Source organism: Primorskyibacter flagellatus (assembly GCF_048268605.1).
Classification (GTDB): domain Bacteria; phylum Pseudomonadota; class Alphaproteobacteria; order Rhodobacterales; family Rhodobacteraceae; genus Primorskyibacter; species Primorskyibacter flagellatus.
In genome coordinates, this window is the sequence record NZ_JBLWVF010000009.1 from 82,227 (window position 1) to 103,607 (window position 21,381).

The 21,381-nt window shown below is 60.7% G+C and carries 19 protein-coding genes; 5 read left to right on the forward strand and 14 right to left on the reverse strand.

Annotated elements, in window-relative coordinates:
- The first annotated feature begins 129 nt into the window (after nt 1–129).
- The 3 genes from ACN0WV_RS11690 to ACN0WV_RS11700 are packed head-to-tail and all read left to right on the forward strand — an operon-like array spanning nt 130 to nt 3,532.
- Nucleotides 130–1,089, forward strand: a complete 960-nt coding sequence (locus ACN0WV_RS11690) for a TAXI family TRAP transporter solute-binding subunit (RefSeq protein ID WP_417605919.1) — start codon at nt 130–132, stop codon at nt 1,087–1,089.
- Nucleotides 1,086–1,553, forward strand: a complete 468-nt coding sequence (locus tag ACN0WV_RS11695) for a DUF1850 domain-containing protein (protein ID WP_417605921.1) — start codon at nt 1,086–1,088, stop codon at nt 1,551–1,553. The genes ACN0WV_RS11690 and ACN0WV_RS11695 overlap by 4 nt, the downstream gene beginning before the upstream one ends.
- The gene (locus tag ACN0WV_RS11700) at nt 1,550–3,532 is read left to right on the forward strand and encodes a TRAP transporter permease (protein ID WP_417605923.1); all 1,983 of its coding nucleotides are present in this window, start codon (nt 1,550–1,552) and stop codon (nt 3,530–3,532) included. Before ACN0WV_RS11695 ends, ACN0WV_RS11700 begins: the two co-directional genes overlap by 4 nt.
- Before the next feature lie 76 nt (nt 3,533–3,608).
- On the opposite strand, the gene ACN0WV_RS11705 is transcribed toward ACN0WV_RS11700, so the two are convergent.
- The 13 genes from ACN0WV_RS11705 to ACN0WV_RS11765 form a co-directional block, all read right to left on the reverse strand.
- A complete protein-coding gene (locus ACN0WV_RS11705; protein ID WP_417605925.1) occupies nt 3,609–3,890 on the reverse strand; it encodes a hypothetical protein in 282 nt (93 codons plus the stop codon).
- Entirely contained in the window at nt 3,887–4,567 is a 681-nt protein-coding gene (locus ACN0WV_RS11710) for a hypothetical protein (protein ID WP_417605927.1), read from the reverse strand. The genes ACN0WV_RS11705 and ACN0WV_RS11710 overlap by 4 nt, the downstream gene beginning before the upstream one ends.
- 76 nt (nt 4,568–4,643) lie before the next feature.
- Nucleotides 4,644–6,059 carry an APC family permease gene (locus ACN0WV_RS11715; protein WP_232824976.1) on the reverse strand — a complete coding sequence of 472 codons (1,416 nt, stop codon included), beginning with the start codon at nt 6,057–6,059 and terminating at the stop codon, nt 4,644–4,646.
- Nucleotides 6,060–6,072: 13 nt separating this feature from the next.
- Nucleotides 6,073–6,240 (reverse strand): hypothetical protein, encoded by a 168-nt coding sequence (locus ACN0WV_RS11720; protein ID WP_179141504.1) that lies wholly within the window; start codon nt 6,238–6,240, stop codon nt 6,073–6,075.
- Between the two features lie 21 nt (nt 6,241–6,261).
- Nucleotides 6,262–6,642 (reverse strand): hypothetical protein, encoded by a 381-nt coding sequence (locus ACN0WV_RS11725; protein WP_116599120.1) that lies wholly within the window; start codon nt 6,640–6,642, stop codon nt 6,262–6,264.
- A 14-nt stretch (nt 6,643–6,656) separates the two neighbouring features.
- Nucleotides 6,657–7,139 (reverse strand): hypothetical protein, encoded by a 483-nt coding sequence (locus tag ACN0WV_RS11730; RefSeq protein WP_417605930.1) that lies wholly within the window; start codon nt 7,137–7,139, stop codon nt 6,657–6,659.
- Nucleotides 7,140–7,533: 394 nt separating this feature from the next.
- Nucleotides 7,534–8,151 carry a carbonic anhydrase gene (locus ACN0WV_RS11735; protein WP_417605932.1) on the reverse strand — a complete coding sequence of 206 codons (618 nt, stop codon included), beginning with the start codon at nt 8,149–8,151 and terminating at the stop codon, nt 7,534–7,536.
- A gap of 72 nt (nt 8,152–8,223) precedes the next feature.
- Nucleotides 8,224–9,018 carry a peptidylprolyl isomerase gene (locus ACN0WV_RS11740; RefSeq protein WP_417605934.1) on the reverse strand — a complete coding sequence of 265 codons (795 nt, stop codon included), beginning with the start codon at nt 9,016–9,018 and terminating at the stop codon, nt 8,224–8,226.
- Between the two features lie 5 nt (nt 9,019–9,023).
- Nucleotides 9,024–9,809: a respiratory nitrate reductase subunit gamma gene (narI, locus tag ACN0WV_RS11745; protein ID WP_417605936.1), complete on the reverse strand. Its 786-nt coding sequence runs from the start codon at nt 9,807–9,809 to the stop codon at nt 9,024–9,026.
- Between the two features lies 1 nt (nt 9,810).
- Nucleotides 9,811–10,515, reverse strand: a complete 705-nt coding sequence (narJ, locus tag ACN0WV_RS11750; protein ID WP_417605938.1) for a nitrate reductase molybdenum cofactor assembly chaperone — start codon at nt 10,513–10,515, stop codon at nt 9,811–9,813.
- Nucleotides 10,515–12,041: a nitrate reductase subunit beta gene (gene narH, locus ACN0WV_RS11755; protein ID WP_417605940.1), complete on the reverse strand. Its 1,527-nt coding sequence runs from the start codon at nt 12,039–12,041 to the stop codon at nt 10,515–10,517. The genes narJ and narH overlap by 1 nt, the downstream gene beginning before the upstream one ends.
- Nucleotides 12,038–15,784 carry a nitrate reductase subunit alpha gene (locus ACN0WV_RS11760; RefSeq protein ID WP_417605943.1) on the reverse strand — a complete coding sequence of 1,249 codons (3,747 nt, stop codon included), beginning with the start codon at nt 15,782–15,784 and terminating at the stop codon, nt 12,038–12,040. The genes narH and ACN0WV_RS11760 overlap by 4 nt, the downstream gene beginning before the upstream one ends.
- A gap of 64 nt (nt 15,785–15,848) precedes the next feature.
- Nucleotides 15,849–18,572, reverse strand: a complete 2,724-nt coding sequence (locus ACN0WV_RS11765; protein WP_417605945.1) for a nitrate/nitrite transporter — start codon at nt 18,570–18,572, stop codon at nt 15,849–15,851.
- Between the two features lie 255 nt (nt 18,573–18,827).
- Here ACN0WV_RS11765 and ACN0WV_RS11770 point away from each other — a divergent pair, with 255 nt between their 5' ends.
- On the forward strand, nt 18,828–19,526 hold the full coding sequence (locus ACN0WV_RS11770; RefSeq protein WP_417605947.1) for a helix-turn-helix domain-containing protein: 699 nt from the start codon (nt 18,828–18,830) through the stop codon (nt 19,524–19,526).
- Nucleotides 19,527–19,699: 173 nt separating this feature from the next.
- Nucleotides 19,700–21,043 carry a magnesium transporter gene (gene mgtE, locus ACN0WV_RS11775; protein WP_417605949.1) on the forward strand — a complete coding sequence of 448 codons (1,344 nt, stop codon included), beginning with the start codon at nt 19,700–19,702 and terminating at the stop codon, nt 21,041–21,043.
- On the opposite strand, the gene ACN0WV_RS11780 is transcribed toward mgtE, so the two are convergent.
- Nucleotides 21,035–21,361, reverse strand: a complete 327-nt coding sequence (locus tag ACN0WV_RS11780; protein WP_417605950.1) for an MliC family protein — start codon at nt 21,359–21,361, stop codon at nt 21,035–21,037. The genes mgtE and ACN0WV_RS11780 overlap by 9 nt on opposite strands.
- Nucleotides 21,362–21,381 lie beyond the last annotated feature (20 nt).

Here is a 21,381-nt window from a genome sequence, read left to right on the forward strand (position 1 = left end):
TGCGGCACCATGTGATCGGCGCTGTCCGTGCCTTACGCCACGGGAATTTCCTGCCCTTCCGGACCGGTTCAGCTTGAAATATTTCGGTCGGGATATACGGTGAACGCCAATATAAACCGGGAGGAACCAATGAAACTAACCAAGTATTTTGCTGTCGCGGCGCTTGTGGCCGCCACGCCGGCCATGGCGCAGATGCAGCTTTCCATCGCCACCGGCGGTACTGGCGGGGTCTACTACCCGATGGGCGGCGGGCTGGCCGAGGTCATCAACAATAACGTCGAAGGCTACAGCGCGACGGCCGAAGTCACCGGTGCGTCGGTTGAAAACATGGGGCTTATCGCGACGGGCGATGCCGATCTCGCCATCGGGCTGGCCGACACGGTGCAGCAGGCCTATTCCGGTACTGGCCGTTTCGAGGGTCAGGAACTGCCGATGATCCGTGCCGTCGGCTCGCTTTACGCCAACATGGTCCAGATTGTGACCCTTGCTGACAGCGACATTGAGACGATCGACGACCTGAAGGGCAAGCGGGTGTCGGTTGGTGCGCCGGGATCAGGCACAGAGGTGAACGCCAAGACCCTGCTGGAGGCCAACGGCATCTCCTTTGACGACTTCAACGCACAGCGGCTGAATTTCAATGAAACCGCAGACGCGCTCAACAACGGCGATATTGATGCCGGGTTCTGGAGCGTTGGCGCGCCCACCTCGTCAATCCTCAACCTTGCGACCACCAACAGCATCCGCATGATCGGCCTTAGCGATGAACAGGTGGAGGCGGCAAAAGCAGCGGACCCGGTCTTTGCATCGCTCAGCCTTGCCGGAGGCGTCTATGACGGCGTCGATGAGGCGGTCTCGACCCTCGGTGTGCCCAACGTGTTGGTGGTCTCGTCCGAGATGGACGACGACACCGTCTACATGATCACCAAGGCCATGTATGAAAACATCGCCGACATGCAGGCCGTTCACCCCGCCGCAAACGAGACCACGGTAGAGTTCTCGATGAACGCCACCCCGGTGCCGCTGCACCCCGGTGCGCTGCGCTACTACGAAGAGGCAGGGGCCACGATCCCGGACAAACTCCGCCCGTGATCCGTACTGTAGGAAGGGGGCTTCTGGCCCTCTTCCTGACCGCCCTGCCCGCCTTGGCCGAAGACCTGACTGCGACCTTGCCTGACGGGACAGAGATTGCCCGGCTGACCGTGCCTGACGGTGACGGGTGGTGTATCCTTTGGCATCATTCGGTGCAGGGTTTCGAAGTTCAGGACTGCTATCGCAACATATCAGGCCGCATGGTTCTGGAACGATCACACCAGCCAGATTTCGCCGCTGGTCTGGGCCATCTTCCGGGGCGGGGAAAACAGATCTCGGACGGAGCTGGTGGCTACTGGATTGAGGGTATCAGCGAGCCGGTGCCCGGCGATGCCTATGTGCTGCGACCCGGCACCATGGCCGTGAACCACAGGATCGTAACCAGCGACCGTAACGTGTCGCTCTCGGCTTTGGCGCCCCGCGCCCGGGTACAAATCGCTTTGAAACCGGGGAAAACCGAATGACCGACACACATGACGTGCAGGCCCCGGGGGTGGGGAAGCAGCCGCGCTTCGTCCTGCGAATGATTGCCGCAATCGGCATCGCACTGTCACTGTTTCAGCTTTACGCCGCCGGCATTCAGCCGCTTGGCCTGTTCTTTCAGCGCCCCATTCACTTGGGTTTCATCCTTGTCCTTTGCTTCCTGATGTATCCCGTGACCGGCGATCGCCCGCGCGGCGTATTGGGCTGGGCCATCGACGGGACGCTGATCGCGTGCGGTGTGCTGGTGGGCTATTGGGTGCCCGCCAATATCGACGCCATCGCCAATGCCATCATCCCGCGCAACATCGACGTGACCGTGGGGATCATCACAACGCTGGTCGTGCTGGAAGCGGCGCGACGGGCCATCGGCCTTGGCATGACGATCATCGGCGCGGTGTTCATCCTCTACGCCTTTGCCGGCAACCGTGGAGAGCTGCCCTTTCTGTCCGATTTCCTCCCCGGCATCCTGAACCATCGCGGCTACACGCTGGAACGCCTGTCAAGCCAGATGACCCTGGGTGCCGAAGGCATTTTCGGCCTGCCGCTGGGGGTTGCCGCCACGTTCATCTTCGTCTTCGTGCTGTTCGGCGCATTTCTGGAAGTGACCGGGGCCGGCAAGTTCTTCATCGACCTCGCCTATGCCGCGACCGGTCGGCAGCGCGGCGGCCCCGCCAAGGCGGCGGTGATCGCAAGCGCGGGCATGGGGTCGATCTCGGGGTCTGCCATCGCCAATGTGGTCACGACCGGGGCGTTCACCATCCCGCTGATGAAACGGCTGGGCTACCGTCCCGCGCAGGCCGGCGGGATCGAGGCTGCCGCCTCGACCGGTGGCCAGATCATGCCGCCGCTGATGGGGGCAGGTGCATTCCTGATGAGCGAATTCACCCGCGTACCCTATATCGAGATCGTGCTGGTTTCCATCTTCCCGGCATTTCTGTATTTCGGCGCGGTCTATCTGCTGGTCCACATTGCTGCTGTCAAACAGGGGATGACCGGCATACCCTCCGACGAACTGCCCAAGGTCCGCGACGTGCTGGCCGAGGGCTGGCACTTTCTGTTGCCGCTGGTCGCGCTGGTCTGGCTGCTGGTCGTGGGCTATTCCCCGATGCGCGTCGGGTTCTATGCCATCGTTGCCGTGATCGGCGCGGCCATGCTGCGCGGCTTGATGCAATATGTCGCCGCCGGTCCAACGATCCCTGCGCTGATCGCGCTTGCAAAAGCAGGCGTCGCCCGGACATTGGAGGCGCTGGAACTGGGTGCCCGCAATGCCGTCGCCGTGTCGATGGCCTGTGCCGTGGCGGGAATTGTCGTCGGCGTCGTGGGCCTGACCGGGCTGGGGCTGAAATTCTCGGCCATGATGCTGGCTTTCTCCAACGGCAACCTGCTGTTGGCCTTGCTCCTTGTCGTGTTGGCCAGCCTGATCCTCGGAATGGGGTTGCCGGTCACGGCCGCCTATATCGTGCTGATCATCCTTGTCGGTCCGGCGCTGACCGAACAGTTCGGAATGCCTATTCTGGTCGCGCATCTGGTGGTTTTCTGGTGGAGTCAGGACTCGAACGTCACCCCACCCGTCGCACTGGCCGGGTTTGCGGGTGCGGCCATTGCCAATGCCTCGCCGATGGAAACCTCTGTGCAGGCGTGGAAATACGCCAAGGGCCTGTACCTCATTCCCCTTTTCATGGTGTTCAATCCGTCGATCATCGAGGGCGGCCCCGTCCCGCTTGTGCTGTGGAACGGCGTGATTGCCATCCTCGCCCTGACAGCCTTTGCCGCCGCATTGGAAGGGTTCCTGTTCGGCCCCATGCCAATCTGGGCGCGGGTTGCGGTCCTGCCCGGCATTGTCGCGATCTTCTGGCCCAGCTTGCAGGCCGAAATCGCAGGCGCGGTTTTAATCGCCGCGCTGCTGGCCCTCAATTGGATGACGGCCAAAAAGCACCGCGAGACGATGACGCCCGCCTGACAACAAGCCATCGGAGGTGGTCAAACAGCAATTGGTCCAGCACCCTGCCCGCGGATCGTGGCACTGATGGCCACCCTTACCGCTTTGCGGCGGCCCATACCGAATGGCGGATGCGCGCGGTCTTGTAGGCGTCATAAATCGCCATCGCATAGACAAAGATCCCGCCCGAATACTTGCCGATAAGGGACACATCCGGGGCCGCTGTCTTCAGCGTGTAGCCGCCCAGAAGCACCACGAAGAACAAGAACAGCAATCCGCGAATCGGCTGACGGTTCAACACCTGTCCCGACGCGGGCAGGATGATGGCGCTGGCCAGCACCAGATAGGGATGGAAGGGCGCGCGCGTGACGATGCTCATGCGGGTATTTTCTCTATCTTGTCGGCTGCCGCGTCCAGAATATCTGCCCGCAGCGCCAGAAGCGCATCCAGTTTCGGGATCACCTGCTGCGCAGGAAGCGGCGTCCGGCCCATTTCCGCATCGCGGTAAATCAGATAGCGGCTGCGCTGCGCCTCTTCCGCCAGAAACACGATCCGCAGACCGTCCGGCGAAATCACCAGTTCCTTCACCCTAGGATCATCGAAGATATGCAAATGCCTGCGCACAAGATCCTCGGACGGCATAAGCGCGGGATTGTCTGTGCGGATGGCGCAGGTTTCCGGAAAACCTTCGGGCAGACCCAGCTGGTTGTGCAATGTCTGAAAGCGCGAGAATGGCTCTATTCCGGTGGACCGCACCATCAGATCCAGCGTAGCGCCCACGGGTAATGGGCCGGGCAATGTCACAAGCACCCACAAGGCCGGAAGTTTGCGGAAGGTCAGCGTGTCGGGCATGGCCTGAATGTCGACCTCATGCCCCTGATAGCTGCCTGCCAGCCGCGCAAACCCGGTTGGCGAACGCCCCGTGCGCGGTTGATCCAACAGCGCACGACACGCATCCATATAGGCGGCGCGCGTCCGATGCCGCGCAGCAGTGGCACGGCGGATGTTGATCGCGAGGGTCGCCACCAGCGCCCCCAGCACGACGATGATCGCCATGAGTAGAAATCGGTCCATCCCGACAGCCTTCGCAAAAAAGGAACCGGCCCGCGAGAGTGCGGGCCGGTCCGGGGTGTCAGTATCCGCGCGGACGCGGCCACGGCATGGTGAATTGCGCCGCCCGACGCACGAAGCGGTAGCGCCAGAAATGGAACCACAACGAAACGATGATGTAGAAAGAGATCATCGCGACCAGCTGCGATCCATAGCCAAGGAACACCGCAAAGAACGTCACACCGCACAGACAAAGCAACAGGATCGCCGGGATCGGGTGGAACGGATGCTCATACCCCCGCTTGATCGTGTCGAGCGGCCATTTGCGACGGAACAGGATCACGTTCAGCGGCATGAAGGTATATCCCAGCAGGCCTGACAGGATCGAGAAGGTAATGACCTGATCCAACGGCGCACCCAAGGCAAAGATCAGCGCGATCGGGATAAGGAAGATGATCGACCGGTAAGGCGTGCGGAACTTTGGATGCACCGCGCCGAACCATTCCGGCAGATAGTGGTCACGTCCCATCGCAAACCAGGCGCGGCTGGCATCATTGATACAGCCATTGGCCGAGGCCAGCGTGGCGAACATGGTGCCGATCCCCAAAAGGATCATCAGTGTCATCGACCCCGACAGCCGTGCCGCGTCAAACAGCGGAACGCCCGCCTGCCCCAGATATTCCCAAGGCATGAGACCCACGCAGACATACCATGTCAGGGTTGCCGCAATCAGTAGCGTCATGATGCCTGCAAGCGTCCCGAAGGGCAGCGACCGCGCGGGCGAGCGGACCTCTTCTGCCGCCTGACATGTCCCTTCGATCCCCAGGTAGTACCAAAGGCCGAAATGCATCGCGGCCAAGATGCCCAGCCATCCATAGGGAAGATCGGTCATCAACTGTGCATGACGCAGCGGGCTGTCGCCCATGAAGACGGCGGTTGACAGGAACAGAATGATGATCGCCGAGAATGCCACGGCGGTGATGATCAGGCTGAATGTCAGCGTCGCCAGAACGCCGCGATAGTTCAGCCATGCCAGAAACATGATTGCCAGAACAATGAACGGCCGTTGGTCCAGCCCTTCATGCCCCGTCATGCCGGCCACCGTGTCGATCAGGAAGCCAAAGGTGATGGCATTCGCCGCCTCCAGCATCGTATAGGCAAAGACCAGATAAAGACCGACATTGAAGGCCATCAACGGCCCGACGATATGCTTGGCCTGTGTATACTGACCCCCGGCTGCCGCAACGGTCGATGTGACCTCGCTGTCAATCATCGCGACGCAGGAATACAGGATACCGGCAAACCAGCAGGCCAACAGCGCGGCATAGGCCCCGCCCTTGCCCACGGCAAAGTTCCATCCCATATATTCGCCCACAAGGACGATCCCGACGCCAAGGCCCCAGATATGTGCCGGTCCCAGCACCCGTGCCAGGCCCACTTTGGTCCCACCGGGGCCCATTCCATCCATGTCTTTGGACGTGATATCTGTATCAGACATCCACTTACCCCTCTTAAAGTGTGTGTTCTTCCGTCATCGCCTCAAGCGCGCCCTCGCGCGAGGACATCAGTTCCTCTTCGCTATAGGTGCTGTCGATCCTGAACCAGTCGATGACGATATAAAGCCCGAAGACGATTGAAAGTCCCCAAGCGGCGTATTCAAAGATATTCCAGATATCCATGTGTATAATCCGTTCTCTCGTCTATTTCTTGCCAAATTTCTCTGCGATTACATCGCCGTATTCCTTTTCGGAAAAGCGAAGAATAAGCGCGTAGTAACCGACGACGACCACGATCATGACCAGCAGGCTGAGGATCGAAAACGAATAATCAAACCGTGCCGTGATCAGTTCGGCGGCATCGGCCGCTTCGGCGTAGCCAAGCTGGTTCCACTTCTCGATCATCGTCGCATTCTGCCCCAGGCTTTCCCATGTCGGGTTCTCGGACACATTGGATGTCTGCGAACTGCCTGCAAGGTTCAGCCACAGCGGCAGATAAAGCGCGCCGATGGCCAGAACCAGAAGAACGATCACGTCGATGATCTGCCCAAACTTGCTTTGGGTAGGGGGTGTATAATCTGCCATATTTGTACTTCCGTTCACTGACGTTTCTGCGCGCGGGCAATATCGAGAAACTTGATATCCAGCCCGTACATGAAGTCGCGATCTTCGCGGTAATGGCGCAGCATCGCCAGAATGGCGGCTGTGTTCAGCAGCAAGATCATCGCACCGCCGATCAGCAGCATTGTCCGCGCGGCACCATTGGGTGCAAGCGACCATGTCGCGCTGGCAACGAAGATGATCGCAAGCCACAAACCCACAACAAAAGCCCAGGCAACGCCGATGTCCTGTCGGTGCATCGATTCGATTCGTTTCGCCATGTCAGGCATATGTTTTCTCCCATGTTGATGTTTGTTGTAACTTTCCAGCGCGTTTTGATAATTTTGTTGCCAAAATCCAGCCTGCCTTGAAGTTAACTCTATCTCGCCCATATTAGGTAAAAATTCCCATAGGTAAACAATTTTTCTCTTAGGGTTAAAAACCGCGCCGCCCACACCGGCTGAAAAAGGCTGTGGGAACATCTCGATTTTGACAGTAGGTTCGGCAAAGCCGCCGCGCGCAATGCCCCGTCAGTGCGGCCCGGAAACCGCTCTGGAACCATCACGTTCATCCATGTCAGCTTTGATGACGACATTTCAAATTTCCGAAGCCCCGCAGCCTCGCACCACGCGAAGCAACTTCCACGAAATCGCTATGGCTTAACGCCATGCTCGAAGAACCGGCACGCGGTCCTTCCGGTCACTTTCAGACAAGGTAAATTCAGCGCTGTCAAAGCCACGCGCTTTCGCGACATCAGGGTCGTCGGGCAAACCTTGAAAATGGGAACGGTCATGCCGCGTGGCATTCAGCCCGGATCGCAGTTTTGTCCGGGCGCTTGCTGATCGACACGGAAGATGTATCGTCAGGGTCTGGTTTTCAGCTCGGGTCGGCCGATTGAAAATGACCGGCACCAACCGTGCAATCCAGATCGCGCAGCCGCCCGTCTTTCAGCCCGTAGATCAGGCCGTGAATGCGTATATCCGCCCCGTGTTGCCACGCCCGGCGAAGGATCGGCGTTTCGGCCACGCGCCGGACGCCATCGACCACGTTCAACTCTGCCAGTCTTTCGCGGCGCTTTTCGATGTCCGGCAGCTGGGTGAGTTCCGCGGCATAGCTGCGTGCCAGCCTTCGGATCGGCTCCAGCCAGTGATCGGCCAGACCATGGGGGAAATCCTCGGTCGCGGCCTTCACACCGCCGCAACCGTAATGGCCGCAAACGATGATCTCGCGCACATGCAGCGCGTCAACCGCAAATTCCAGCGCCGACAGCAGGTTCATGTCGGAGGAATGAATGACATTGGCAACATTGCGGTGAACAAAGACTTCGCCGGGATCAAGCCCGGCAACCACATTCGCCGGAACCCGGCTGTCCGAGCAGCCGATCCAGAAATACTCGGGTGCCTGTAACGCGGCGAGCCGGGTAAAATAGTCCGGCTCTTGTTCCTGCCGCTCTGCCGACCAGTTCCGATTGCGCGCGAGAAGATCATTCAACATGCGATGGCTCCGCTGAAAGGCGAAGGCGCTCCGCCGGGTCTGGCTGATTCATGTCACGCCCTTTCGCGTGTGTCAGATCGGCGCAAGGCTTGCGCCTGCAATGCTTGCCTTGGACGCAAGCGTTTCAATGAAATCCCGCGATGCGCGAGCCCAGGCGGCCTTTTCCAACGCCTGCGCGATCTTGGGACGAACCGTTTCATAAGGCAGCACCTGCCCCGGTGCCGTGGCGTTGAGGCGGATGATATGCCAGCCGTGACGTGATAGCACCGGCGCGGACGTGATGCAATTATCGGAAAGGCTGCGCAGCGCCGTCTCGAATTCGGGCACGGTATCACCCGGCCCCAATTGACCCAGATGACCGCCGGTTTCCTTCGATCCGCAATCGCTTTCGCGCGCCGCGCGGGCAAGCCCCTTTGCGTCGCCGTCCAGCTTTGACAACAGCGCGTTTGCGCGGGCCTCGGCCTGCATGCGCGCCTCTTCATCGCGCGGATCGCAGGCGCACAGAATATGCGACACATCCCAAAGCGGCGCAGAGCGGTAGCGGTCGGGATCTTTCGCCCATTCGCGGCGCACCGCCTCCTCTGTCACCGGAGCGATGTCCAGCGCGTCGTCCAGAAGCGCGCGGATCATCGCCTCATCCTCGGTTTCGACCCGCCCCGGCGCAAGTTCCGCAGGCTCGGGGTGCTGACCGCGCCGCCGCGCCTCTTGCAACAGAAGCGCCCGGATCGTCAGCGCCTGTGCTGCCTTGCGCCATGCGATGCCGGGCTTTTCCTTGGGTCCTGTATGGTTCTGGGCCTCGGCGGCAATCGCTGCCGGGGGTATTGTTTCGCCGTTCACCACAACGTCGGGAAAGAGAGAAATATTCATTGCCATCACTCCCCTGCTGTCGGGACGGTGGTGCCCGGTTTTGCCTGGCGCGCATCAAACGCATCCCGGCGCTCTTCCAGCGGTCGTTGGCGGCGTGACCGGACGATCTGGTATCCCGACCGTCCCAGCAGATACCGAAAGGGTGCCGCAAAGCCCGAGATCATGTGAACCAACCGAGTAAAGGGAAACAGCGCCGTGATGATCAGACCAAGGAAGATGTGAAAGCGGTAGAGCCAGTGAACGTCAACCATATCGCTCCAGGCGTTGACGTTCCATGTCAGGATGCTTTGTGACCAGTTCATGAAGCGCACCATCTCTGCGCCATCCATATGCTGAAGCGTCTGGGTGATGGTGAAAAGACCCACGATAAGCTGAAGCCAGATCAGCGCCAGAATTGTGATGTCGGCAAAGCTGGACGTGGCCCGGATGCGGCTGTCCGTCAGTCGCCTGTGCAGCAGGATCGTGGCACCGATCAGCGCCGCAAGTCCCGCCGGGCCACCGATCAAAACGGCCATCCACTGTTTCAGCCCATGGGGCACGCCCAGGGCATCCAGCACCCAAACCGGGGTGAAAAGCCCGATCAGATGGCCAAAGAACACCGTGATGATTCCGACATGAAACAGGACCGAGCCCCAGAAAAGCTGCTTATGGCGCAAAAGCTGGCTCGACGAGCTTTTCCAGGTGAAAGGATCGCGTTCATAGCGCGCGATCGAGCCCACCACGAGTACAGTCAGCGCCGCATAGGGCATGATCCCGAAGATGATGAAGTCGATGTCGAGATTGGCAAACATGTCATGTCCTCCGGTTCAAAGGGGGGGCGGCAGGGCTGTCCATCGCGGCAAGCAGATCGCGGACCTGTGGGCATCCACCGTTCGGATCCGGCCCGAACGTGACCTCGGCTTCCTCCCAAACCGCATCCAAGGCGGCCAGATCGGTCGGGTCGTCATCGGGCAGGGCCAGCATTTCGGCCAGCGTATCGGCATCGGCAGGGCTGCCCGACAGGTGCAGCAGTGCTGCCAATGCGCCGGCATAACCGCTTTCGCGCCGCACCAGTCGCGCCCGCAGTGCGTCAAGGATATGCGCGGCATCTGCAAGGATCTCCTGCGCCTCGGGCAGTGGCCTTGTGGACAGAAATTCCAGCAGCACCGGCAGGTGGTCCGGCAATTCCGAGGTTGCGGGTTCGACCCCGCCTTCCCGGTAGGTCTCGATCAGGCTGACCATCGCGCCGCCACGCTCCCGGCTTTCGCCGTGGATATGCTCGAACAGGTTCAGCGACAGCGTGCGCGACCGGTCGAACAGCATTACATAGCGCTCTTGCAGATCAACAATATCGTCCTTGGCAAACCCATGCGCAAACTGCCTTAAAACGGCGCGCAGGCTGAGCGGGATACGGGGATCAGCGCCAAGGATTTCGCCGATATCGGGCATGGCAGTCTGTAGCTCTGCCGTGGGGTAGCTCAGCACCAGTGACAAAGCCTTGAGTGTGCGGTCCATCATCAGAATGTCTCCGTCGGAAGGGCAAACGGCTTTTTCTTGCCGCCGAACAGGGTGGTCTTGCCCGTGTCGCCGGTGGAACAGCCATTGCCGTCGGTGAAGCCACAGCCGCTGCGGATGTCGCCGCCCTGCTCGTTCTGTTCGCGATGCGCCGTGGGGATCGCGAAACGGTCCTCGTAATCAGCGATGGCCATGATCTTGTACATATCCTCGATCACGCGGCCCGCCATGCCCACACGCGCGGCAATCGCCTCGTCGCGCACGCCGTCAACGCTGAGGGCACGCATGTAAAGCCGCATCGCCGACATGCGTTCCAGCGCGTGCACGATGGGTTCCTCGTCCCCGGCCGTCAGCATGTTGGCGAGGTATTTCACCGGGATGCGCAAGCTGCGCACGTCGGGCATCTGATCGCTCATGGCGATCTGCCCCGCCTGCGCGGCGTTCTGGATGGGCGACAGCGGCGGGATGTACCAGACCATCGGCAGTGTCCGGTATTCGGGATGCAGCGGAAAGGCCACCTTCCAATCCATCGCCATCTTCCAGACCGGGCTGATCTTGGCCGCCTCGATCCAATCTTCGGGCACGCCGTCACGCCGGGCCGAAGCGATCACTTCGGGGTCGTTGGGATCCAGAAACACGTCAAGCTGCGCGCCGTACAGATCGGTTTCACGTTCCGAACTCGCCGCCGCCTCGATCTTGTCGGCATCGTACAGGATCACGCCCAGATAGCGGATGCGCCCCACGCAGGTTTCCGAACACACTGTCGGCTGCCCGCTCTCGATCCGCGGATAGCAGAAGGTGCATTTCTCGGATTTGCCGGTATCCCAGTTGTAATAGACCTTCTTGTAGGGACAGCCGGAAATGCACATCCGCCAGCCGCGACACTTCTCCTGGTCGATCAGGACAATGCCGTCCTCCTCGCGCTTGTAGATCGCGCCGGACGGGCAAGAGGCCGAACAGGTCGGGTTGAGGCAATGCTCGCACAGGCGCGGCAAATACATCATGAAGGTGTTTTCATACTCCCCGTAAATCTCCTTCTGCACGTTCTCGAAGTTGTAATCCGCCGAGCGTTTGGAAAATTCGCCGCCCAGGATCTCCTCCCAGTTCGGGCCTTTCTCGATCTTCTCCATCCGCTCGCCGGTGATCTTCGACCGGGGCCGCGCGGTAGGAAAGGCATCCATGTCCGGTGCGGATTTCAGGTGATCGTAGTCGAAATCGAACGGCTCGTAGTAATCGTCGATCTCCGGCATGGACGGGTTGGCAAAGATATTCGCCATGATCCGCCATTTGCTGCCCTGCTTGGGGTGCAGCTTGCCGCTGGCCGAACGTGTCCAGCCGCCATTCCAGCGTTTCTGATTTTCCCAATCGGTGGGATAGCCCGTGCCGGGCTTGGTCTCGACATTGTTGAACCATGCGTATTCAACGCCGTCGCGGCTGGTCCAGACGTTCTTGCAGGTGACAGAGCAAGTGTGACACCCGATGCATTTGTCGAGGTTCAGAACCTTGCCGATTTGCGCGCGAACTCTCATTCTGCTGCCTCCACTTTGTCGGTTGCGGGCTGGTCCAGCCAGTCGATTTTCTTCATCTTGCGCACGATCACGAATTCGTCGCGGTTGCTGCCAACGGTGCCGTAATAGTTGAAGCCATAGGACAGCTGCGCATAGCCGCCGATCATATGCGTCGGCTTCAGCGTGGTCCGCGTGACAGAGTTGTGGATGCCGCCGCGATTGCCGGTCTTTTCCGATCCGGGCGTGTTCACGATCTTTTCCTGCGCGTGATACATGAACAGCGTGCCTTGCTTGATCCGCTGGCTGACCACCACGCGCGCGGTCAGCGCGCCGTTGATGTTATAGGCCTCGACCCAGTCGTTATCGACCAGCCCGGCCTTCTTCGCGTCCAGTTCGGACATCCAGACAACCGGTCCGCCCCGGTTCAGCGTCAGCATCAGCAGGTTGTCGGTATAGGTGCTGTGGATACCCCATTTCTGGTGGGGCGTGATGAAGTTCAGCACGACATGCGGGCTGCCCTCGGCCGCGTCATTGTTGACGGCCTTGGTGATGGTCTTCAGATCCACCGGCGGGCGGTAGCTGACGAAACCTTCGCCGAAGGCCCGCATCCATTCGTGATCCTGATACAGTTGCTGCCGACCGGTCAGCGTCCGCCACGGGATCAGCTCATGCACGTTGGTGTAGCCCGCGTTATAGCAGACCTCCTCACTCTCGATCCCCGACCATGTCGGGCTGGAGATGATCTTGCGCGGTTGCGCCGCGATGTCGCGAAAACGGATCTTGGTGTGATGCGCGCCCTCGGCCAGATGGGCATGGTGTCGGCCCGTGGGCTTTTCAAGTTCCTCCCACGCCTTCACGGCCACCTCGCCATTGGTTTCGGGGGCCAGCATCAGGATCATTTCCGCCGCGTCGATTGCGGTGTTCAGCTTGGGCTGGCCTTTCGAGATACCCTCGTCCAGCACCTCGCCGTTCAGGTCCCGCAGATGCCCGACCTCGACCTTGGTGTCCCAGTTGATGCCCTTGCCGCCATTGCCCAGCTTTTCCAGAAGCGGCCCGACAGAGGTGAACTTCTTGTAGAGGTTCGGATAGTCCCTCTCGACCGCGACATAATTCGGCGCGGTCTTGCCGGGGATCAGGTCGCATTCGCCCTTTTTCCAGTCCTTGACATGGGCCTGCGCCAGTTCGCCGGGCGTGTCATGCAGCAGCGGAACCTGGACGATATCCATTTCCACGCCCAGCACCTCGGGTGCCACTTCGGAGAACTTCGCGGCAATCGACTTGAAGATTTCCCAGTCGGATTTGCTTTCATAGGCAGGATCCACCGCCGCCTGTAGCGGGTGGATGAACGGGTGCATGTCCGAGGTGTTCAGATCGTCCTTTTCGTACCAGCTTGCCGTGGGCAGCACGATGTCGGAATAGACGCAGGTGGTGGACATCCGAAAATCAATGGTCACCAGCAGGTCCAGCTTGCCCTTGGGTGCCTCATCATGCCAGACGGCCTCTTTCGGCATTACGCCGCCTTCCTCGCCCAGATCCTTGCCCATCACGCCATGATCGGTGCCCAGAAGATGCTTGAGGAAATATTCATGCCCCTTGCCGGAGGATCCCAGCAGGTTCGAGCGCCAGACAAACAGGTTGCGCGGCCAGTTCTCCGGCGCGTCCGGATCCTCGCAGGACATCTGCAGATCACCGGATTTCAACTGCTCGGCGACGTAATCCTTGATCTCCTTGCCCGCAGTCTTTGCGGCCTTGGACACGTCAAGCGGGTTGGTTTTCAACTGCGGGGCAGATGGCAGCCAGCCCATACGCTCGGCGCGGATGTTGTAATCTATCAGGCTGACATCCCAGTCGCCCTTGGGTGCCGTCGGCGACAGGATCTCGCCGGCGCTCAGCGTTTCATAGCGCCACTGATCTGTATGCGCATACCATGCGCTGGTCGCGTTCATGTGCCGCGGCGGGCGGCTCCAGTCCAGGCCGAAGGCCAGCGGTTGCCACCCGGTTTGCGGGCGCAGCTTTTCCTGCCCGACGTAATGCGACCAGCCGCCCCCCTCCTTGCCGATACAGCCGCACATCACCAGCATGTTGATGATGCCGCGATAGGCCATGTCCATGTGATACCAGTGGTTCAGACCGGCCCCGAGGATGACCATGGATTTGCCTTCGGTCTTTTCGGCATTGCTCGCAAATTCGCGCGCCACGGCGATGATCTTTTCACGCTCCACCCCGGTGATCTTTTCCGCCCAGGCGGGTGTATAGGGGCTGTCATCGTCGAAATTCTTCGACACCCAGTCGCCGCCAAGCCCGCGATCCAGTCCGTAATTGGCGCAGAAAAGATCGAACACGGTGGCGACAAGCGCGTCCTTGCCATCCGCCAGCGTCACACGCCGCGCCGGGATGTTGCGGGTCAGAACCTCGGGGTGGTCGCATTTCACGAAATCGCCGGTCGCGGCCCCGCCGAAATAGGGGAAATCCACCCCGACAACTTCGTCGTGATCGCCGTCAAGGATCTGGCTCAGGCGCAACTGCGCCTCGCCCCCCTTGGCGCGCTGTTCAAGGTTCCACTTGCCCTCTTCGCCCCAGCGAAACCCGATGGAGCCATTGGGTGCCACGATCTGGCCCGACGCCTCGTCATAGGCGACGGTTTTCCAGTCGGGATTGTTGGTCTCGCCCAGCTTGTCGCTGAAATCCTCGGCCCGCAGCATCCGGCCCGGAATAAGGTGGCCGTCCTTTTCATCCAGCCGGACCAGCATCGGCATATCGGTATATTTGCGGGCATAGTCCTCGAAATACTCGGCCTGCCGGTCAAGGTGGAATTCGCGCAGGATCACATGACCCAGGGCCATCGCCAGCGCCGCATCCGTGCCGGCCTGCGGGTTCAGCCAGATGTCACCGAACTTGGCGGCCTCGGAATAGTCGGGGCTGACCACGGCGGATTTGGTGCCGCGATAACGGACCTCGGTATAGAAATGCGCGTCGGGCGTGCGGGTCTGCGGCACGTTGGACCCCCAAAGCATCAGGAAGCCCGCATTGTACCAATCGGCACTTTCGGGCACGTCGGTCTGTTCGCCCCAGGTTTGCGGCGACGCGGGCGGCAGGTCGCAATACCAGTCGTAGAAGGACATGCAGGTGCCGCCCAGCAACGACAGATAGCGCGCGCCGGCCGCATAGCTGACCATCGACATGGCCGGGATCGGGGAAAACCCGAAGACGCGATCCGGGCCATAGGTCTTGGCGGTATAGGCGTTGGCGGCGGCCACGATCTCTGTCGCCTCTTCCCATGTGGCGCGCACGAACCCGCCCTTGCCACGGGTCTTGGTGTAGGATCCCCGAAGGATCGGATCGTTCTGAATGGCGGCCCAGGCCGCCACGGGCGTCTTCTTGGCGCGCATCTTGCGCCAGATCCGCATCAGACTGCCCCGGATCAGCGGGTTCTTCACACGGTTGGCCGAGTACAGATACCAGCTATAGGACGCACCCCGCGCGCAGCCGCGCGGCTCATGGTTGGGCAGGCCCGCACGGGTGCGCGGATAATCGGTTTGCTGGGTCTCCCATGTCACGATGCCGGATTTGACGTAGATCTTCCACGAACAGGATCCGGTGCAGTTCACCCCATGGGTCGAGCGGACGATCTTGTCGTGCCGCCAGCGGTTTCTATAGGTCTCTTCCCAGTCGCGGTTTTCGCGGGTCGTCTGGCCCCACCCGTCCGAGAATGTCTCCAGCTCCTTGCTCTGGAAGAAGTTCAGTCTGTCAAGCAAATGGCTCATCTTGCAGTCCTTTCGGTATTCAGGCTGTGAGCGGCGTCAGGCGCCGCCCGCGAATTGGGTTGGCTCATTGGGCGGGCTGCGCGGCGGCATCGACAGTCCCGCCGCCGCTCTCGATATCGTGCAGCAGGCCGCCGGGGCGCGTGTAGACGACCCAGGTGATGACGACGCAGAGCGCGTAGAAGGCAAGGAAGCCCCAAAGCGCCCCCACCGCCGATCCGGTCATCGCGATGGATGTGCCGTAGGCCTTGGGGATGAAGAAGGCGCCATAGGCGGCAATGGCGGAGGTGAAGGCGGTGATCGCGCCGGATTCCATCGCGATCTGCCGCTTGCGTTCCTCCAGCCCCAGATGCGGCATCAGGCGCGGCACCTCGCGGCCCATGATCACCGGGATCATCTGGAAGGTGGACGCATTGCCCACGCCGGTCAGGAAGAACAGCGCCATGAAACAGGCGAAGAAGCCCATGAACGACCCGACCCCGAGGAAGAAGATCACGCCGAACGTGGCGACGATCATGCCGAGGAACGTCCAGAACGTCACCCGCCCGCCGCCGAAACGGTCGCTGATCCAGCCGGTTCCGGCACGGCTGAGCGCGCCGACCAGGGGGCCGAGGAACACATAGTTCAGCGCGTTGATCTCGGGGAAAGCCAGTTTCGTCAGCAGCGGGAAGCCCGCAGAATAGCCGATGAAGCTGCCGAACGTACCGGTGTAAAGGGCGCACATCAGCCAGTTATGCACACGCCCGAAGATCACCGACTGATCTGCAAAGCTGGCCCGCGCATCGGCGATGTCATTCATGCCCAGCCAGGCCGCGATTGTCGCCGCAAGGATGAACGGCACCCAGACGAAACCGGCATTCTGCATCCACAGCATGCCGCCGTCGGACATGGTCTGCGGCTGGCCTCCCATGGCCCCGAAGACGCCCGCCGTGATGACGATGGGCACCAGGAACTGCATGACCGACACGCCCAGATTGCCCAGACCCGCGTTCAGCGCCAGCGCATTGCCCTTCTCGGCCTTCGGGAAGAAATATCCGATATTGGCCATCGACGAGGCGAAGTTGCCGCCGCCCGTGCCGCACAACAGCGCAAGCATCAGGAAGATCAGATAGGGCGTGTCGGGGTTCTGTACCGCGTATCCGATGCCCGCGGCCGGCAGCAGCAGCGATGCGGTCGACAGCGTTGTCCAAAGCCGCCCACCAAAGATCGGCACCATGAAGCTGTAAAAAATGCGCAGCGTCGCCCCCGACAGGCCCGGCAGCGCCGCCAGCCAGAAAAGCTGGCCCGAGGTGAAGTCGAACCCGATCGCGGGCAGACGCGCCACAACCATCGACCAGACCATCCAGACCGAAAAGGCCAGCAGCAGCGCCGGGATAGAGATCCACAGGTTGCGCCGCGCCACGGTCCGGCCTTTCTTGGCCCAGAAAGCCGCGTCCTCGGGGTGCCATTCCTCCAGCACGCGCGGCATCTCGGTGCGCTCGGGCGTGTGGATGTCCTGCATCTCGGGCAATGCGGGCAACTGGTCCAGCGCGGTGCCGTGGGCGGCACGCTCCATCGCGCGGATCGACAGATGCATCCATGCAAGCGCAATCGCGACCAACACGAAAAGCAGCGCAAAGCAGGACGTATAGATGCCGGTCAGGTCCAGAAGCGCGCCGAAGATGATCGGCAGGGCAAAGCCCCCCAAACCGCCGATCATCCCGACAAGACCGCCGACCGATCCCACATGCTGCGGATAGTAGACCGGGATATGCTTGAACACCGCCGCCTTGCCGAGGCTCATGAAAAAGCCAAGCGCGAACAGCGTGCCGACAAAGGGCCAGAACGCCATGGAGGTGGAGAACGTGATCAGCCCGTCCTTGCCGTGAACCACATAATCGGTCGGCGGATAGGACAGCATGAACAGCAGCAGCATCGAAAAGCCGAAGGTCCAGTACATGACCTGACGCGCGCCGAACTTGTCGCTGAGATGTCCGCCATAGGCCCGGAACAGCGAGGCCGACAGGCTGAAAGAGGCCGCGGCCATGCCCGCCGTCTTCACATCCACGCCGTAGACGTCGATCAGGTAATGCGGCATCCACAGCGCCAGCGCCACGAAAGCACCGAACACGAAGAAATAGTAAAGCGAGAACCGCCAGACCTGAAGGTTTTTCAAAGGCGCGAATTGCTGCGCCAACGACGGCGCCTTCGCCCCGGACTTGCGGCGCGCAACCAGTTCCGGGTCGTCCTTGGCCAGCACGAAAAACAGCACGCCGATGATCGCAAGGCCGGCCGCCCAGACATAGGCCACACCGTGCCAGCCGTAAGCGACCATGACGAAAGGCGCGACAAACTTGGTGACCGCCGCGCCGACATTGCCCGCGCCGAAGATCCCCAGCGCCGTGCCTTGGCGGCCCGCATCATACCAACGGCTGACATAGGCGACCCCGATGATGAACGATCCGCCCGCAAGCCCGATGCCAAGCGCCGCAACCAGATACATGATATAGCTGTCCGCCAGCGTCAGCGCCCATGTGGCCAGCGCCGTCAGGATCATCTGGCTGGAAAACACCAGCCGCCCGCCGTATTTCTCGGCCCAGACGCCCAGAAACAACCGCGTGACAGAGCCGGTGAGGATCGGCGTGGCCACCAGCAGCCCGAATTGCGTGTCGTTCAGACCAAGCTCGGCCTTGATGGCGACTCCGATGATGGAAAAGATCGTCCAGACCGCGAAACACGCGGTGAAGGCGATCGTACTCAGGCTCAGGGCGCGCGTCTGATCGGCGCGCGAGGCTGTGGCTGCGGTCTGCATGGCGGGGCCTCCGGCGAGAAATTGCGTCTTCACCCCTTGGCGGGGGTCACTGCCGTATCTGCATCGCGCGCGGGCCGGATAAGTTGATCCAGATCATAAAACAGAAAAAGAATAGCAAAATAAGTTGCTTATAAGAAAAATGTCATACCTGAAAACCTGATAGGTCAAGCGCAATTCGGCACAGGTCAATCGAATAATTGACAATTATCAATCAGGTGACCGATACTTACCCAACGCGGCCGCTAAGGAAGTGCCATGTCCGATTCCGAATACCGGGATATACAGAAACTCGACCTGTTCGCGCAAATGACAGATGGGCATTTTGCCTCCTTGATGCAGGGGGCCTATGTCCAGAATTTCCCCGCTCAGGTCGAATTGATTACCGAAGGCGACCCAAGCGATTTTCTGCATGTCGTTCTGTCCGGCGCGGTCGATCTGTTTTCGGAATGGAACGGCAGGGCGACCAGCATGGCCACCGTGCGGCCGATCTCTACCTTCATTCTGGCCGCAACGATCAAGAATGCGCCCTATCTGATGTCCGCGCGCACGTTGGAAAAAAGCCGGATCGCCCTGATACCCAGCCAGGATGTCCGCAGCATTTTCGACAAGGACAGTGGTTTTGCCCGTGCGATCGTGACAGAGCTTTCGCAATGCTACCGATCCGTCATCAAGGCACAGAAGGACATCAAGCTGCGCAGCTCGCTTGAACGGCTGGCCAATTATCTGCTCCGGCAGCAAAAGCATGTCGGCGGCGGCAACGTGTTTACACTGGATTTCGAAAAGCGCCGTCTGGCATCCATATTGGGCATGACCCCCGAAAACCTCAGCCGCGCCTTCAAAGGCCTCCAGCCTCATGGTGTCACCGTGAACGGCACCCGCATCACGATCAGCAATCAGATGGGCCTCGAAGAGTTCGCCAAGCCCAATCCGCTGATCGACGACGCCTCGACCTGACGGCCAGCCAATGTGCAAACCCACGCATGGCGGCACCCGCAACGTTTCCCGGCAGCGGGTCCTGATGTACAGCGCCGGCAACGCATGGCTTGCGTGATCGGGCGCGCTTGTTGACGGTGACGGTGGACGCTATTCATTTCTGGCCCCCTGCCCGCATGTCAAAGGACGCTCCCATGCCGATATATGACCGACACTCAATGGGACATCTGCCATCGGCACATGCATCGAAGGATACCATCGCGACATTTCTGGCATCGGCGCATGCTGTCGATGTCGCCACCTGGATAGAGCAGTTGCCCGTTGCAGAGAGATCACAACAGCTTTTGGATGTCGATCCGGGGCGCCGGGCGAATGTGTTCGGGAAAATGTCACTGGCCGCCCAGACCGATCTGGCCGGAACCGTGGCGGCCGCCGATCTGGCCAGAATCGTGACCCGGATGGATGCCGATGACCGCGCGGATCTGTTCAACCATCTCGCGCCGGACGACCAGAAGGCATTGATGGCAGAGCTTGACGAGGCGGACCGGGCGGATATTCGCCGCCTTTCTGTCCACGGTGATCGCTCTGTCGGTGCGCTGATGACATCGGATTATGCCGTGCTTGCCGAGGATATGACCGCGAAGGACGCCCTGGCCGCATTGCGCAGGCAAGCACCGGACACGGAAACGATCTACCGATCCTATGTTCTGGATGAAAGCCGTCACCTGATGGGCTCGATCCGGCTGCATGAACTGGTATTGGCCGACGATATGACGCCGGTCGCCGCGTTGATGGAGGCCGACCCCATTTCCGCCTCCTCGGATGCCAGCCGCGAGGACGTCGCGCATTTGATTGCGCGCTATGACCTTCTGGCGCTGCCCGTCGTCGACGCGGAGGGCATATTGCTGGGCATCGTCACCCATGATGACGCGGCCGACGCGATGCAGGCGGAAATGACAGAGGATTTTCAGAAGATTTCGACCGTGCTGCCATTTTCGCAAAACATGCGTCAAGCCAGTATCCGGCTGCTCTATTCAAAGCGCATCGTCTGGCTGGCCCTGCTGGTTTTCGGCAACCTCTTTTCAGGCGCGGGCATCGCCTATTTCGAGGAAACCATTCTGGCCTATGTCTCGCTGGTGTTCTTCCTGCCGCTTCTGATCGACAGCAGCGGCAATGCCGGTGCGCAATCGGCCACATTGATGGTGCGCGCGCTGGCGACGGGCGATGTCGTGCTGAAAGACTGGCGCGACCTGATCGGACGCGAATTGTTCATCGCCGCCGCGCTTGGGGCGACCATGGCACTGGTCGTCTTTCCCCTGGGGATATGGCGCGGCGGGTCCGATGTTGCGCTGGTTGTCGGCATGACGATGTTTCTGGTGGTGATCATCGGCAGCCTTGTCGGCATGTCGTTACCGTTCCTGCTCAGCCGTCTGAAGCTGGATCCGGCAACGGCCAGCGGGCCGCTGGTCACCACGATTTCCGACGCGCTTGGCGTTCTGATCTACTTTTCAATCGCCACGACGATGCTCTCACTCTGAGGGTTGGGCATCCTGCACCTGACACTCCAGATCGCCGCCATCCGACATCTCGTTCTGCAAGGTTGCGGTATCGCCCTTGGTCCACCAGACATGCGCGCCGGAGGCATAGCGCGCCCCGGATCCAGACACCACGTTCACGAAAATGCGCTGTTCCCCGTCCACCGGAAGGATCGCAAGCGCATTTGCCCCGGCATTGACATATTGCACGGCGAAGCTCTGGTCGTCGCCGCAGGAATAGCTGTGCGCTGTCACGCTATCCATTCCGCCAAGTTCAAGCGGGATGGACACGGTCACATCCGCCGAAGCGGTTCCTGCCATCACAAGCACGGCAAATGTAG